The organism is Tabrizicola soli (assembly GCF_015999335.1).
Lineage (GTDB): Bacteria > Pseudomonadota > Alphaproteobacteria > Rhodobacterales > Rhodobacteraceae > Tabrizicola > Tabrizicola soli.
This window is the reverse complement of sequence record NZ_JAEACP010000014.1, coordinates 93,616-107,518: the sequence shown is the minus strand read 5'-3', so window position 1 is coordinate 107,518 and position 13,903 is coordinate 93,616. Positions and strand designations below refer to the sequence as shown.

The 13,903-nt window shown below is 67.5% G+C and carries 14 protein-coding genes; 9 read left to right on the top strand and 5 right to left on the bottom strand.

Annotated features, from left to right (window positions below; all coding sequences use genetic code 11):
- Positions 1 to 153 precede the first annotated feature (153 nt).
- Positions 154 to 2,094 (top strand): threonine--tRNA ligase, encoded by a 1,941-nt coding sequence (gene thrS / locus I7S92_RS14350; protein WP_197645521.1) that lies wholly within the window; start codon positions 154 to 156, stop codon positions 2,092 to 2,094.
- 204 nt (positions 2,095 to 2,298) lie between these two features.
- Positions 2,299 to 2,505, top strand: a complete 207-nt coding sequence (locus I7S92_RS14345; RefSeq protein ID WP_103256685.1) for a cold-shock protein — start codon at positions 2,299 to 2,301, stop codon at positions 2,503 to 2,505.
- Here the strand turns inward: I7S92_RS14345 and I7S92_RS14340 are convergent.
- A complete protein-coding gene (locus tag I7S92_RS14340; RefSeq protein WP_197645519.1) occupies positions 2,502 to 2,828 on the bottom strand; it encodes an arsenate reductase family protein in 327 nt (108 codons plus the stop codon). The two genes, I7S92_RS14345 and I7S92_RS14340, sit on opposite strands and share 4 nt — an antisense overlap.
- Before the next feature lie 167 nt (positions 2,829 to 2,995).
- Between I7S92_RS14340 and I7S92_RS23575 the strand changes: the two genes are divergently transcribed.
- Positions 2,996 to 3,718 (top strand): REP-associated tyrosine transposase, encoded by a 723-nt coding sequence (locus I7S92_RS23575; protein WP_417851952.1) that lies wholly within the window; start codon positions 2,996 to 2,998, stop codon positions 3,716 to 3,718.
- A gap of 433 nt (positions 3,719 to 4,151) precedes the next feature.
- Here the strand turns inward: I7S92_RS23575 and thyX are convergent, their stop codons facing one another.
- The gene (gene thyX / locus I7S92_RS14335; RefSeq protein WP_197645518.1) at positions 4,152 to 5,057 is read right to left on the bottom strand and encodes an FAD-dependent thymidylate synthase; all 906 of its coding nucleotides are present in this window, start codon (positions 5,055 to 5,057) and stop codon (positions 4,152 to 4,154) included.
- Positions 5,058 to 5,149: 92 nt separating this feature from the next.
- On the opposite strand from thyX, the gene I7S92_RS14330 reads away from it, so the two are divergent.
- Positions 5,150 to 5,578 carry a VOC family protein gene (locus tag I7S92_RS14330; protein ID WP_197645517.1) on the top strand — a complete coding sequence of 143 codons (429 nt, stop codon included), beginning with the start codon at positions 5,150 to 5,152 and terminating at the stop codon, positions 5,576 to 5,578.
- A 9-nt stretch (positions 5,579 to 5,587) separates the two neighbouring features.
- On the opposite strand, the gene I7S92_RS14325 is transcribed toward I7S92_RS14330, so the two are convergent.
- Together I7S92_RS14325 and I7S92_RS14320 are read right to left on the bottom strand one after the other, a co-directional pair.
- The gene (locus tag I7S92_RS14325) at positions 5,588 to 8,200 is read right to left on the bottom strand and encodes a hybrid sensor histidine kinase/response regulator (protein ID WP_197645516.1); all 2,613 of its coding nucleotides are present in this window, start codon (positions 8,198 to 8,200) and stop codon (positions 5,588 to 5,590) included.
- Between the two features lie 10 nt (positions 8,201 to 8,210).
- Entirely contained in the window at positions 8,211 to 8,690 is a 480-nt protein-coding gene (locus I7S92_RS14320) for a putative pterin-binding protein (RefSeq protein WP_197645515.1), read from the bottom strand.
- Between the two features lie 246 nt (positions 8,691 to 8,936).
- Here I7S92_RS14320 and I7S92_RS14315 point away from each other — a divergent pair, with 246 nt between their 5' ends.
- Both I7S92_RS14315 and I7S92_RS14310 read left to right on the top strand, forming a co-directional pair.
- On the top strand, positions 8,937 to 9,581 hold the full coding sequence (locus I7S92_RS14315; protein WP_197645514.1) for a response regulator transcription factor: 645 nt from the start codon (positions 8,937 to 8,939) through the stop codon (positions 9,579 to 9,581).
- A gap of 313 nt (positions 9,582 to 9,894) precedes the next feature.
- Complete coding sequence (locus tag I7S92_RS14310; protein ID WP_197645513.1) at positions 9,895 to 10,116, top strand: hypothetical protein; 222 nt, start codon at positions 9,895 to 9,897, stop codon at positions 10,114 to 10,116.
- Positions 10,117 to 10,144: 28 nt separating this feature from the next.
- On the opposite strand, the gene cueR is transcribed toward I7S92_RS14310, so the two are convergent.
- Positions 10,145 to 10,594 carry a Cu(I)-responsive transcriptional regulator gene (gene cueR / locus I7S92_RS14305; RefSeq protein ID WP_197645512.1) on the bottom strand — a complete coding sequence of 150 codons (450 nt, stop codon included), beginning with the start codon at positions 10,592 to 10,594 and terminating at the stop codon, positions 10,145 to 10,147.
- A gap of 158 nt (positions 10,595 to 10,752) precedes the next feature.
- Between cueR and I7S92_RS14300 the strand changes: the two genes are divergently transcribed.
- The 3 genes from I7S92_RS14300 to I7S92_RS14290 all read left to right on the top strand — a co-directional run bounded on the left by I7S92_RS14300 (position 10,753) and on the right by I7S92_RS14290 (position 13,881).
- Positions 10,753 to 10,947: a heavy-metal-associated domain-containing protein gene (locus I7S92_RS14300; protein WP_197645511.1), complete on the top strand. Its 195-nt coding sequence runs from the start codon at positions 10,753 to 10,755 to the stop codon at positions 10,945 to 10,947.
- Positions 10,947 to 11,348 (top strand): CopM family metallochaperone, encoded by a 402-nt coding sequence (copM, locus tag I7S92_RS14295; protein ID WP_197645510.1) that lies wholly within the window; start codon positions 10,947 to 10,949, stop codon positions 11,346 to 11,348. The genes I7S92_RS14300 and copM overlap by 1 nt, the downstream gene beginning before the upstream one ends.
- 64 nt (positions 11,349 to 11,412) lie before the next feature.
- Positions 11,413 to 13,881 (top strand): heavy metal translocating P-type ATPase, encoded by a 2,469-nt coding sequence (locus tag I7S92_RS14290; protein ID WP_386003954.1) that lies wholly within the window; start codon positions 11,413 to 11,415, stop codon positions 13,879 to 13,881.
- Positions 13,882 to 13,903 lie beyond the last annotated feature (22 nt).

The window sequence follows — 13,903 nt, the reverse complement described above, 5'->3', positions numbered from 1 at the left end:
ATCGGCCTTCGCGGCCCGTGTGAGGCGGCCGGAGGCCCCAAGGCGAAGTTCCGCGCATGGCTTGACTTTGGCCCCGCTCAAGGGCAAGAGAGCCGCCGACATATCACCCGCAACCGGGCGTTTCGTAGGCGCCAAACCGACGAGGAGCCGGCCATGAGCCAGATTTCCCTGACATTTCCCGACGGCAACATCCGCCAGTATCCGGCGGGGGTGACCCCTGCCGAAGTGGCGGCCTCCATCGCGCCGTCGCTGGCCAAGGCGGCGATCTCGGCGCAGGTGAACGGCAAGCACTGGGACCTGGCCTGGCCGATCACGGGTGACGCGACGATCGCGCTCAACACGCTGAAGGACGAGGCCCCGGCGCTGGAGCTGATCCGGCACGACCTCGCGCATATCATGGCGCGCGCGGTGCAGGAGATCTGGCCCGAGGTGAAGGTCACGATCGGCCCGGTGCGCGACCAGGGCTGGTTCTACGACTTCGACCGGGAAGAGCCGTTCACGCCGGAGGATCTGGGCGCCATCGAGGCGCGGATGAAGCAGATCATCAATGCGCGCGAGCCGGTCCGGACCGAGCTGTGGGAACGGGCGCGGGCGGTGGAATACTACCGGGGCCGGCAGGAGCCCTTCAAACTGGAGCTGCTGGACCGCATCCCCGAGGGCGAGGACATCCGGATGTACTGGCACGGGGACTGGCAGGACCTGTGCCGGGGGCCGCATCTGCAGCATACGGGGCAGGTGCCGGCGGATGCGTTCAAGCTGACGCATGTCGCGGGGGCCTACTGGCTGGGCGATGCCTCACGGCCCATGCTGCAGCGCATCTACGGCGTGGCCTTCCGCAACCGCGACGACCTGAAGGCGCATCTCACGATGCTGGAGGAGGCCGCGAAGCGCGACCACCGCAAGCTGGGCCGCGAGATGGAGCTGTTCCACCTGCAGGAGGAAGCGCCGGGCATGGTCTTCTGGCACCCGAACGGCTGGACGATCTACCGCGTGCTGGAAGACTACATGCGCGGGCGGCTGCGGCAGGCGGGCTACAAGGAGATCAAGACGCCGCAGGTGGTGGACCGGGTTCTCTGGGAGAAATCGGGCCATTGGGAGGCCTACCGCGAGAACATGTTCATCGTCGAGGTGGACGAGGAAGGCGCGAAGGAAAAGCGGATCAACGCGCTGAAGCCGATGAACTGCCCCTGCCATGTGCAGGTCTTCAACCAGGGTCTGAAGAGCTACCGCGATCTGCCGCTGCGGCTTGCCGAATTCGGCTCGTGCCATCGCTATGAATCGAGCGGCTCGATGCACGGGCTGATGCGGGTGCGCGGCTTCGTGCAGGACGACGCCCACATCTTCTGCACCGAGGACCAGATCGAGCAGGAATGCGCCGGGTTCATCGCGCTCCTCTCCGGCGTCTACAAGGACCTGGGCTTCGAGAAGTTCGACATCAAGCTTTCCACCCGCCCCGAGGTCCGGGTCGGCTCGGACGAGGTCTGGGACAAGGCCGAATCCGCGCTGGAGAAGGCGATCCAGTCGCTGGGCCTGCCCTATGAGATCAACCCCGGCGACGGCGCCTTCTACGGGCCGAAGCTGGACTTCAAGCTGACCGACGCCATCGGCCGCGAATGGCAGTGCGGCACCTTCCAGTGCGACTTCAACCTGCCGGTGCGGCTGGACGCGGAATACGTCGGCGAGGACGGGATGAAGCACCGCCCGGTCATGCTGCACCGCGCGGTCCTGGGGTCGTTCGAACGGTTCATCGGCATCCTCCTGGAGAACTACGCCGGCAGGCTGCCGTTCTGGCTGGCCCCCCGGCAGGTGGTCGTGGCCTCGATCGTCTCGGACGCCGATCCCTTCGTGCATGAGGTCGTGGCGGCCCTGCGCAAGGCCGGGGTGCGGGCCGAGGCGGATGTGCGCAACGAGAAGATCAACTACAAGGTCCGCGAACATTCGGTCGGCAAGGTTCCCGTGATCCTGGCCATCGGCATGCAGGAGGTCGAGGGCCGCACGGTTTCCGTCCGCCGCCTGGGCGAGACCCGGACCGAGACCATGGCGCTGGAGGCGGCGCTCGCGGCCTTCGGCTTCGAGGCGCTGCCGCCGGGCTGACTTCTGTCGGTGCAAGAATTTTGGGCATCGCGGTTGCCCGGCAGGGCGCGTCCGCGCCTTGCTGCTTGATTTTCGTCGAATCATCGGCATCATCGCCGCAGTGACGACAGAATTCCTGCACGGCTCTCTGAACGAAGCCCTGGAAGACCTGGTGGCACGGCCCGGGGCAATGGCGCCTCGGGGGGTTCTGAGAGGAGAAGCGGCATGCCGACAGGCACCGTGAAATGGTTCAACGCGACCAAGGGCTATGGCTTCATCGCCCCCGATGACGGCGGCAAGGATGTGTTCGTGCATATCTCGGCGGTCGAGCGCGCCGGGCTGAAGGGCCTGAGCGACAACCAGAAGATCGGCTACGAGCTGCAGTCGGGCCGCGACGGCAAGCAGTCGGCCGGCGACCTGCGCCTGCTTTAAGCGGTCAGCGCGGCTTCGGTCGCGCTGTCCCACCCGAGATACCAGCGATCCCCGTCCTGGATGACCGGCCGCTTCATCACGGTCGGCTGTGCCATGAGCTGCGCCTCGGGGTCGGAGGCCTTCAGGAAATCGTTGAAGGAACGGTAAGTGGTGGACTGCTGGTTCACCGCCCGGCTGCCGAATTCCTGGACGATGCGGTCGACCTCTCCTTGGGTCAGCGGGGTGGCCCGGATGTCGCGGAAGGTGACGTCCTTTCCGGCCCGTTCGAGCGCCTTCAGGGCCTTCTTGCAGGTGTCGCAGGTGGGGATGCCGTAGAGGATCATGGGGTTACGGTCCTTCTGTCCACGGTGGACATTTTCGGATTCTCGTTTGCTGTCAGGTGCTTGCCTGTGGGCGTTTGCCGGGTGGTAACATATCCGGGGGGCGCCTGCAAAGGGGTTGAGTGGCACATGGTAACGCCGCATTAACCGTGCCCGGGCAGACTGGCGCCATGTCAAGTTACGTCCGCCCCAGGGTTCCCGGTGCTTGCGTGTTCTTCACGGTCAATCTGGTGGACCGGGGGGCGGATACGCTGGTCCGGCATGTCGGTCTGTTGCGGCAGGCGGTGGCGGTGACACGCGCGAAGCGACCGTTTGCGATCGATGCCTGGGTGGTGCTGCCGGACCACATGCATTGCGTGTGGACGTTGCCGGAGGGCGACAGCGATTATTCGGGGCGGATGAGCGAGATCAAGGCGCGGTTCACGAGGGAATTGCGTAGCGTCGGGGCCTGCCCCGACGCACTTGCCCCGGAATTCGTACGGGGCGCGGGGTGGACGGGTCAGAGTCGGGGCAGGCCCCGACCTACGGGACGAAGCGCCCGTCTGGCAGAAGCGGTTCTGGGAGCATCACATCCGGGACGAGGCGGATTTGGCGAACCATGTCCGGTATTGCTGGATCAACCCGGTGAAGCACGGCTTGGTCGGGCATCCGCGGGAGTGGCCGTGGTCGTCGTGGCACCGCGATGCGGATGGGGCGGTGTGGTAGGGCGGGGCCTGCCCCGCCATCGGGAGTCGGGGCAGGCCCCGACCTACGGCAGTTGCCAACCCCATAAGCCAGAGACTTCACGGCTCCTGTCGAGAAGTCGCGAAACGGTCTCAACCTCCTTCATTGCGTCATTATCGTTAAGAACTCCAGCCTGCCAGCGTGCCACTGTGTTGCAAATCCTCTGTTGACTGGATATTGGTGATAGACCATGTGACTTGGTGAACTCAATTGCGACACCCAACATTGCTCGGCCAATATACGGTTCGCGCATGAGTCTTGCCGCACCATTCTCGGCAAGAAAGACGTTCAACTCTTCCAACGAACCTATTGATAAGCAGCGGAGAGCTTCTCGTAATCTTTTCGGGAGACTTGCAAAGTCCTCTGTTTCCCCTCGCACCCTCTCCAAAAGCCTCTTCACGGCAAGCAAAGAAGAAGTCCCAAATCCGGGAATTCGGGACAGCCAATCAGGATCAATCGTCATGGTGGCCTTTAGTTGACCAATAGTTCTTATTCCAGCACGCTGCAAAACAGCGACCACTCTCTTTGGGAGAAGATCACACGAAATTATTGTGTCGTTGTTCATTGATGTCACAACCTTGAAGGCGACGTCGCGTCGGCGATTCACCCCCAAACCTCCACAAACTCCCTCCACTCGCCCTTGCTCATCCCGGACGCCTCCTGCGTCACCGTCTCCCCGGCCAGACGCCGTTTCAGCACCGCAATCGCCTTCGCCGACAGTGTCACCCCGCCCATCCGGTAGTCCTCGAAGGCCGCGAAGGCCAAGGGCACCCAATCCCGGACGCAATCCGCAATCGCCTCGGCATAGACGCGGATTTCGTATTGGGCGTGGGGGTCGGCGCGCAGGCGGAGGAAGTGCATCAGGTTGTGCAGGTCGGTCTTCCAGTACCATTGCGTGTAGATGTTCATCGGCAGGTTCATCCGGGCAAGCTCGCGGGCGAGGCCCTGCTGGCCGTCCTGGGAGAGCATCGCCTCGTAATGGTCGTACATCTGCGCGGCGTCGGATTTGAGCATCGCAAGGACGCGGGCGGATTCCTCGCCGGTCAGGACCTCGCCGCGGCCCTGGTTGTTGACGGTGGACTGGGCGGCGAGTTGGGCGGGCTCGGGGATGTAGAACTCCCGATCCAGGATCGAGTAGCGGGCAGAGTATTCGTTGACGTTGGCGGTGCGGTGGCGGATCCACTGGCGGGCGACGAAGACCGGCAGCTTGACGTGCAGCTTGACCTCGCACATCTCGAACGGGGTGGAGTGCCAGTGCCGCATCAGGTAGCGGATCAGGCCCTCGTCGTTCTGGACGTGCTTGGTGCCGGCGCCGTAGCTGACGCGGGCGGCCTGGACGATGGCGCTGTCGTCGCCCATGTAGTCGATGACGCGGATGAAACCGTGGTCGAGGACGGGATGGGCGCGGTAGAGATGGGCCTCCATCCCCTCGGAGACGGCGCGGAGGGTGGGGCGGGGATTGGCCCTTGCGGCCTCGATCTCGGCGGTCTGTTCGGGGGTGAGGGGCATCTGGGGCCTCATGTGGTTACGAGTCGGGCACCACTATAGCTTGCGGACCGGGGGGGCGATACCGCAAGATGGACGGGAAGACGGAGGGAAGAATGACGATCAGATATCTGCACACCATGGTGCGCGTGAAGGATCTGGAGGCCTCGATGGCCTTTTACCGGCTTCTGGGGCTGGAGGAGATGCGGCGGTACGACAACGAGGGCGGGCGGTTCACGCTGGTGTTCATGGCGCCGCCGGGGCAGGAGGAGTGCCCGGTGGAGCTGACCTGGAACTGGGATGGCGACGAGGGGCTGCCCTCGGACAGCCGGCATTTCGGGCACCTGGCCTATGAGGTGGACGACATCCATGCCACCTGCGCGCATCTGCAGGCGAACGGGGTGGTGATCAACCGGCCGCCGCGCGACGGGCGGATGGCCTTCGTGCGCTCGCCCGACAACATCTCGGTCGAGTTGTTGCAGAAGGGGGCGGCGCTGGAGCCGGTCGAGCCCTGGGTGAGCATGGCCTCGGTCGGGCACTGGTAAGAGCGGACTTTACGCCCGCGCGACGCCGAGGGCGCGGTCGAGATGGGCGAGGCTGCGGGTGAAGAGCGGCGGGATCGCCGCCTGCAGCTGCTCGGCCCGCTGGGACTGGCCGTCACGGGCGGCGTCTTCCTGGTCGCAGAGCGCGTTGCGCAGGGCGAGCAGGCCGAGGACCGCCGCCCCGCCGGCGAAACGGTGCGAGAGGGCCTGGACCCGGGCGAGGTCGCCGGCCTTGAGGGCGGCGGCGGTGGCGGCGATGGAGGCGTGGCCGTCCTCGCGGAACTGGCGGACCATGCCGGCGAGGAACGCCGGCTCCATGTCGGCGCGCAGCTGTGCGAGGATCTCGTCCTGGGCCAGGGGCGTCAGGAGGTCGGGCTCGATGTAATCGGGCGCCGGATCGGACCCGGCGGGGCCGCGGCGGGGCGCGCAGAAGCGCAGGATCATCGCGGCCAGTTCTTCGACGCGGGCGGGCTTGGTCAGGACGTCGTTGAGCTGGGCGGCGCGGAACTGCTGCACCCGCTCGGGCGAGGCCTGGGCGGTGACGGCGATGATCGGGACCTCGGGCTGGCGCTGGCCGCGGCGGATCAGGCCGGTCGCGGCGAGGCCGTCCATCCGGGGCATCGAGACATCCATCAGGATCACGTCGAAATCCTGCGCCTGGGCGCGTTCCACGGCCTCGATCCCGTCGGCGGCCTCGGTGACCTGAAGGCCCAGCCCTTCCAGCTGCCGGCGCATCAAGGCCCGGTTGATGGCGTTGTCCTCGGCCAGAAGGACGGAATATCCCTTCAGGTGAAGGCTGTCCGGGCCGGTCTCGGCGGGTTCGCGCGCGGGAAGGTCGGCGAGCGGGGCCTCGAAGGCCAGGGTGAAGCGGCTGCCCTCGCCCAGGCGGCTGTGGGCCTCGATCCGGCCGTTCAGCGCCTCGGCCGAGAGCTTGGCGATGCCGAGGCCGAGGCCAGAGCCTTCGTGCACGCGGGCGAAGGAGGAATCCAGCGTCTCGAAATTGCGGAAGATGCGGTCCAGGTTCTCTTCGGCGATGCCGATCCCGGTATCCTCGACCGCGATCCGCAGGCCGATATGGCCGGGCCGGTCGGAGGCGAACCGTTCGAGCCGGAGGGTGATGGTGCCGTCCTCGGTGAATTTCACGGCGTTGGACAAGAGGTTGGACAACGCCCGGCGCAGCGGCTGCAACTGGATCGAGACCGCGAAATCGGGCTTGAGGTCGCCAGTGACCGTGATGGCGGTCCCCTGGCGCGCGGCGTCGGCGCTAAACTGCTGCGCCATGGCCAGAAGCGTCTGCGGCAGCGAGACGGCGGCGGCGGGGAAACTGCCAGCCTCGGCGCTGCCCATCCGCGTCAGGTGCAGGAGGTTGTTCACCTGTTCCAGCGCGGTGGTGCCGCAGTCGTGGATGATGTCGATGAACCACCGCTGCTCGGAGGTCAGGGGCGAGCTGCGGTCGAGCAGATCGGTGGCGGAGAGCAGGCCGTTCAGCGGCGTGCGCATCTCGTGGCTCATCACCGCGAGGAAGCGGGCCTTGGCCTCGTCCGCGGCTTCGGCGGCGTGGCGGGCGGCGGCAAGGCCTTCCTCGTAGGTCACCTGGTCCGAGATGTCGCGCAGGAATACCACCGAGACGTCATGGCCGTCGCCGGTACGGGCGCTGGCCAGGCTGATCTCGGCGGGGAAGGGGGTGCCGTTCTCGCGCAGCGCCTCGATCCGCCGCCGCTCGCCCGGGATCAGGGCCGCGAAATGCACCGGCTGCGACGGGTCGCCGGGATTGCGCAGGAAACTGGTCAGCGAGGGCCGCGACTCCAGCGCCATCTCGCCGAGGATCCGGTGGCAGGACTGGTTCGCCCCGACGATCTGGCCCCCGCGGTTGACCAGCATGACGGCGTCGAGCGAGGAATCCAGCGTGGTGCGCAGGTTGTGGACCGCGATTTCCAGGATCTTGGCATGGCGGGTCTGCTGGCGGCCCTGCATGTAGAGCGAGGCCATGAGGCCCGCGAGGCAGATCGAGAGCCAGAGGATCGCGAGGCCGAAAAGCTTGAGCGCCGCGCGCAGATCGCTGCGGGCGCGGTCGCCTTCTCCCATCATGGTGGCGACGCTGTCCACGACCGTGTTGCGGATCGGCTCGAGCTGGGAATGGGCGGCGGCCTGCAACTGGGGCAGCGCGGTGGCCAGATGTTCCGCCGGGCCGTCGATCAGCGGTAGCGCGGTCTGGACCAGCCCGCCCTCACCGACCAGCGCCCGCCATTCCGGGCGGGCGCGGACCGTCTCGTTCGCTTTGCCGGGGGCGTTCGAGATCAGCGAGATCCGGCTGAAGAGGATGTCGAACTGGCGCCGGATCCGGGACAGCAGCTCCGCATCCTCCGGATCGGCCGCGGCGACGTCCAGCGCGAGCGTATAGTTCAGCAGGTCGACCTGCAGCTGGGCGATCACCCAGGTCCGATTGTCCGAGGCCGAAGCCTCGCTGAGGTTGAACTGCTCGCGGATGGTGCCGAAGATGGTGACCGAGATGCTCGCGGTAAGCACGGACAGCACCATGATGACAAGCGCGATCGCCCGCTGGCGGCGGCGGGCACGCTCGGCCGTCTCGGTGTTCCTGATGCTGTAGTATTCGGCGTAGGGCACTACTACCGCGCTACTTGGCCAGAAGCCGGTTCAGCTGCCAGACGCTGCGGCCATAGGCGGTTTCGGACTGATACCGGCTGTCCTCGTCATAGGGGTAGACGATCCAGAGCGGACCCTTCTGCCGGATCCCGAAGGGCTGGCCGTCAAGGTGATAGGCGACGATCGGGGCGGTGTCGTCCAGTTCGGCCACCGGAAGGTCCACGGCATAGTCGTTCAGGGCCACGGCGCGGACGGTGCCTTCGGTGATGCCGGCGCTGGCGAGGACTTCTTTCAGCGGCACGCCGGTGAAATGGTGCTTGCCATCGGTCCAGGGCGTCGTGGTGTCGAATTCGACCGGGGTCATGGCGGACAGCGCCTGAAGATCAAGCTCGACCGGGGCGGCGTCGCCTGCGGCCTGGACGGTCAGCAGCACTTCGGAGGCCCGGGCCGCGGGGACGGACGGCAGGATGCCGGAAAGGGCCACGGCCAGAACGGCGATGGTGGGACGCATGTAGACCTCCTAGGGGACGCGTGGTTGCGGGGGATTACCAGAAAGCAGACGGATGCGCATCCAGACAAAAGAAAGCGAGCCATACTTTAGAAGGATTATGGACATTTTTTGGCCAACTCTATGGGCTAGGCAGGAAGATGACTGTAGTGGGTGGTGCGCTGACGGATGGGGGTGACCCTACGTCACTGGTTTGTATATGTGCAGGTTTTCCTGTTGACCCAACCATTTGCAGGACGAGAGAACTGAATGTCCGACACTGTCCAGCCCGCCGCGAAGCTTCGCGTCCTACTTGCGGACGATCACAGAATGATTCTGGACATGTTCTCGATGTTCCTTGCGACCTCGGCCAGCATGCAGGTCAGCACGGCCAATGACCTTGACGAGGCCGTGGAGCTGGTCGAGGAGAACGGGGCCTATGACGTGGTGCTTCTGGACCTGAACATGCCGGGGATGAACGGCGTCTCGGGCCTGCGCCGGATGGTGCGGCTGAACGAGGGCAAGCCGGTCGGCATCATCACCGGCAATCCCACGGCGCGGATGACGGACGAGCTTCTGGGCTCGGGCGCGGCGGGGATCGTGCTGAAGACCACGCCGGTGCGTAGCCTGGCCAATGCGATCCGCTTCATGCATGCGGGCGAGCGCTATCTGCCGATGGAGCTGATGCGCACCGGCGCGGAACAGCAGCGCATGGCCAGGAAGGGCGAGCTGAGCGACAAGGAGATGAAGGTGCTCGAGTATCTGGCGGAGGGCCGTCCGAACAAGAGCATCGCCGTCGAGATGCAGCTGGCCGAGCCGACGGTGAAGATGCATGTCACCGCGATCTGCCGCAAGCTCGGAGCGCAGAACCGGACCCAGGCGGTGGTGCTGGCGCGCGATCTGGGGCTGGTCTGAGCCGGGATTCCGGCTGCCGCAACCCGGGCCCACACCGTTTGCGTCCGTCGCGCGCCGATGGCCCCTGACGGGCGCGCGCAGCCCTGCCGGTCCGCTTCCGGCGAGGCGAAGGCGAACGCCCCCCTGACCACGGCACGGGTGGGGCATCCGAAAGTCTGGCCGGTTTCACCTTAATGTCGGCATCACCAGAGAGAGGCGGATGGTTCGGCCCCGCAGCCGTTGACGCGGTGGCGTGGTGGAAGAATAAGCGGTCAGTAAACGCAAAAATCTGCCATTCCCGCCCGTAACCATTTCGGGCGCAAGGGGAAATATCATGTCTCTTTCGATTGCCGCCCTTCCCGAAACATTTGCCGCGATCGGCTTTTTCGCCACCTCCGGCGGCGCTGTCCCGCGCGGCCTGGCAGCCTCGGACTGCTGGAGCCGCATCGCCGGTGAGCGTCTGACCTGCCCGGAGCGCCAGGACGGCGTGGCGCTGTTCCGCCCGGCGGATGCCGGCATCCGCGCCCGCAGTCTGTTCGGCAAACGGGCCGCGTGATCGCCGCCCTCCGGGGCAATTGCCGCAGTCAGCGCCTGGAGCGCGCCACCGCGCCCGAACGCGGCCGGATCGTCGCGGGCGTATCGTTCTCCGGCGTTTCCAGCCGCTCCAGGATCGGGCAGTCCGGCCGGTGGTCGCCGTGGCAGCAATGGGCAAGCTCGGCCAGCGTGTCGGCCATCTCCTGCAGCTCGCGGATCTTGGTCTGCAAGGCGGCCACATGGTTCTCGGCGATCCGCTTCACATCCGCGCTCTGGCGCGAGCGGTCGCGCCAGAGGCCGAGAAGCTCGACGATCTCGGTTGTGGCGAAGCCGAGGTCGCGGGCGCGGCGGATGAAGCGCAGCTCGTGCACATCCTTGTCCGAATAATCCCGGTAGCCCGCGCCGGTGCGCCCGGCCGGGGGGATCAGCCCGCTCTGCTCGTAATAGCGGATCATCTTGGCGGAAACGCCCGAGGTCCGGGCCGCCTGACCGATGTTCATATGCTTTCTCCCCTGATCCCTTCCGATATGGGGATGTCTTCTGCGGCTTCCAACCATGGGAAGGTCAAGGTGTAAAATTCCTTGCCGAGCCCTCTTGACCTTCCCATCGTTGGAAGGACTAGCTTGCAGGGCATGAGACGAAACGGATGGAGGTTCTCATGCAATTCCGTATCGAAGACATGACCTGCGGCGGCTGCGCGCGTTCGGTCACGGCGGCGATCCGCGCGCTGGACCCGGCGGCGGTGGTCGAGGCCGATCCCCCCGCCCGCCGGGTGAAGGTCGAGACGGCGGCGCCGCAGGCGGCCATCATGGCGGCGCTGGCCGAGGCCGGCTTTCCCGCGGTGGCCGAGTGATGAACCGGCTTTCCCCGATCTTCATCACCGGCGCGCTGGTCGTGGCGGCAGGCCTCGCCTTCGCGCAAAGCCGGGCCACCGGCGGCCAGGCGGAGACGGGGCACGACATGGCGGGCCATGACATGTCCGCCGCCGCGACCCCGGACACCCCTTCGACCCGGGCCTATGCCGAGGCGATGGCCCGGATGGGCTCCGCCATGAGCATGGATTTCACCGGCGACGCCGACGTGGACTTCATGCGGGGCATGATCCCGCACCACCGGGGCGCCATCGACATGGCGAAGGTCGCGCTGGAATTCGGCAAGGACCCCGAGGTGCGCCAGCTGGCCGAGGAGGTCATCCGCGCGCAGGAGGCCGAGATCGCGATGATGCAGGCCTGGCTGGCCAGGCGCGGCCAGTGAACAGCCGGGCGGCCGGAGGCGCCGCCCGATCCCGAACCGGACAGAAAGGAGGCGGCAGATGACCATGCCCGCCCGCAAGCCGACCCCCGCCACGATCTCGCTGCCCATCGAGGGCATGACCTGCGCCTCTTGCGTGCTGCGCGTCGAGCGCGCGCTGGAGGCCGTTCCGGGCGTCTCGGATGCGGTGGTGAACCTTGCGACCGAGAAGGCCAGCATCACCACCGACGCCCCGGTCGACCGCGCCAGCCTGGTCGCCGCGGTCGAGAAGGTGGGCTACGGCGTCCCGGCCGCCCCCGCCGCCGTCGAGCTGGCGGTCGAGGGCATGACCTGCGCCTCCTGCGTGGCCCGGGTCGAGCGGGCGCTGAAGGCGGTGCCGGGCGTCTCGGGCGCGGTGGTGAACCTTGCGACCGAACGGGCCACGGTGCAGGGCACGGCCGACGGCGCGGCGCTGATCGCCGCCATCGGGGCCGTGGGCTATGACGCCACCCCCGTCGCCGCCGACCCCGGCGAGGCCGAGGCCCGCGGCGAGAGGAAGGCGGCCGAGGCGCGCGAATTGCAGCGCGACCTGCTGCTGGCCGCCGTCCTGACCCTGCCGGTCTTCCTGCTGGAGATGGGAGCGCATCTCGTTCCGGGGGTGCACGGGCTGATCGCCCGGACCATCGGGATGCAGGCCAGCTGGTATCTCCAGTTCGCGCTGACGACGGTCGTCCTGTTCGTGCCGGGCATCCGCTTCTACGAGAAGGGCCTGCCCGCGCTGTGGCGGCTGGCGCCCGACATGAACTCGCTGGTCGCGGTGGGGACGCTGGCGGCCTATGGCTTCTCGATGGTGGCGACCTTCGCGCCGGTCTTCCTGCCCGCGGGCACGGTGAACGTCTATTACGAGGCGGCGGCGGTGATCGTGACGCTGATCCTGCTGGGCCGCCTGCTGGAGGCCCGCGCCAAGGGCCGCACCTCCGACGCGATCAAGCGGCTGATGGGGATGCAGGCCCGGACCGCGCGGGTGCGGCGCGGCGGTGCGGTGGTCGAGGTTCCCATCGCCGCGGTCGCCTCGGGGGATCTGGTCGAGGTCCGCCCCGGCGAGCGGATCCCGGTCGACGGCGAGGTGACAGAGGGCGAGAGCTATGTCGATGAATCGATGATCACGGGCGAGCCGATCCCCGTGGCCAAGGCGGCGGGCAGCGCGGTGGTCGGGGGCACGGTGAACCAGACCGGCGCCTTCGCGCTGCGCGCCACGGCGGTCGGCGGCGACACGGTGCTGGCCCAGATCATCCGCATGGTCGAGGAGGCGCAGGGCTCGAAGATGCCGATCCAGGCGCTGGTGGACAAGGTGACGATGGTCTTCGTCCCGGTGGTCTTCGCCTTGGCCGCGCTGACCTTCGCCGCCTGGCTGGCCTTCGGTCCGACGCCCGCGCTCAGCCTCGCGCTGGTCAATGCGGTGGCGGTGCTGATCATCGCCTGCCCCTGCGCCATGGGCCTGGCGACGCCGACCTCGATCATGGTCGGCACCGGGCGCGGGGCGGAGCTGGGGGTGCTGTTCCGCAAGGGCGAGGCGCTGCAGCTTCTGAAGGACGCGCGTGTCGTCGCGGTGGACAAGACCGGCACCCTGACCGAAGGCCGGCCCGCGCTGACCGACCTGGAACTGGCGCCGGGCTTCGACCGCGCCGGGGTTCTGGCCAGGATCGCCGCCGTCGAGGCGAAGTCGGAGCACCCGGTCGCCCGCGCCATCGTCGCGGCGGCCGAAGCCGAGGGGCTGCACCTGGCCGAGGCCACGGGCTTCGCCTCGGTCACCGGGCTGGGCGTCCGGGCCGAGGTCGGCGGCGAGCCGGTCGAGATCGGGGCGGACCGCTACATGGCGGGGCTGGGCCATGACGTCTCGGGCTTCGCCGCCATCGCCGAGCGGCTGGGCAACGAGGGCAAGTCGCCGCTCTATGCGGCGGTCGGCGGCCGGCTGGCGGCGATCGTCGCGGTCGCGGACCCGATCAAGGAGACGACCCCGGCCGCGATCGGGGCGATGCACGACCTTGGCCTGAAGGTCGCGATGATCACCGGCGACAATGCCCGCACCGCCCGCGCCATCGCGGCGCGCCTCGGCATCGACGAGGTGATCGCCGAGGTTCTGCCCGAGGGCAAGGTCGAGGCGGTGCGCCATCTGCGCGCCACGCAGGGCAAGGTGGCCTTCGTCGGCGACGGGATCAACGACGCGCCCGCCCTGGCCGAGGCCGATGTGGGTCTGGCGGTCGGCACCGGCACCGATGTCGCCATCGAGGCGGCCGAAGTGGTGCTGATGTCGGGCAGCCTGAAGGGGGTGCTGAACGCCATCGCGCTGTCGCGGGCGACTATCGGCAATATCCGGCAGAACCTGTTCTGGGCCTTCGTCTACAACGCGCTCTTGATCCCGGTCGCGGCGGGGGTGCTGTATCCGGCCTGGGGCATCCTCTTGTCGCCCGCCTTCGCGGCCGGGGCCATGGCGCTGTCCAGCGTCTTCGTGGTGGGCAACGCGCTGCGGCTGAAGCGGTTCAGGGCCGCCGCTTGACACCGCCGCGGTGGACCCTCGT

What these genes read in the sequence shown, in the direction of transcription:
- thrS (WP_197645521.1), top strand. Translation starts at nt 154, where the DNA reads ATGAGCCAGATTTCCCTGACATTTCCCGACGGCAACATCCGCCAGTAT.
- I7S92_RS14345 (WP_103256685.1), top strand. Translation starts at nt 2,299, where the DNA reads ATGCCGACAGGCACCGTGAAATGGTTCAACGCGACCAAGGGCTATGGC.
- I7S92_RS14340 (WP_197645519.1), bottom strand. Translation starts at nt 2,828, where the DNA reads ATGATCCTCTACGGCATCCCCACCTGCGACACCTGCAAGAAGGCCCTG.
- I7S92_RS23575 (WP_417851952.1), top strand. Translation starts at nt 2,996, where the DNA reads ATGTCAAGTTACGTCCGCCCCAGGGTTCCCGGTGCTTGCGTGTTCTTC.
- thyX (WP_197645518.1), bottom strand. Translation starts at nt 5,057, where the DNA reads ATGCCCCTCACCCCCGAACAGACCGCCGAGATCGAGGCCGCAAGGGCC.
- I7S92_RS14330 (WP_197645517.1), top strand. Translation starts at nt 5,150, where the DNA reads ATGACGATCAGATATCTGCACACCATGGTGCGCGTGAAGGATCTGGAG.
- I7S92_RS14320 (WP_197645515.1), bottom strand. Translation starts at nt 8,690, where the DNA reads ATGCGTCCCACCATCGCCGTTCTGGCCGTGGCCCTTTCCGGCATCCTG.
- I7S92_RS14315 (WP_197645514.1), top strand. Translation starts at nt 8,937, where the DNA reads ATGTCCGACACTGTCCAGCCCGCCGCGAAGCTTCGCGTCCTACTTGCG.
- I7S92_RS14310 (WP_197645513.1), top strand. Translation starts at nt 9,895, where the DNA reads ATGTCTCTTTCGATTGCCGCCCTTCCCGAAACATTTGCCGCGATCGGC.
- cueR (WP_197645512.1), bottom strand. Translation starts at nt 10,594, where the DNA reads ATGAACATCGGTCAGGCGGCCCGGACCTCGGGCGTTTCCGCCAAGATG.
- I7S92_RS14300 (WP_197645511.1), top strand. Translation starts at nt 10,753, where the DNA reads ATGCAATTCCGTATCGAAGACATGACCTGCGGCGGCTGCGCGCGTTCG.
- copM (WP_197645510.1), top strand. Translation starts at nt 10,947, where the DNA reads ATGAACCGGCTTTCCCCGATCTTCATCACCGGCGCGCTGGTCGTGGCG.
- I7S92_RS14290 (WP_386003954.1), top strand. Translation starts at nt 11,413, where the DNA reads ATGCCCGCCCGCAAGCCGACCCCCGCCACGATCTCGCTGCCCATCGAG.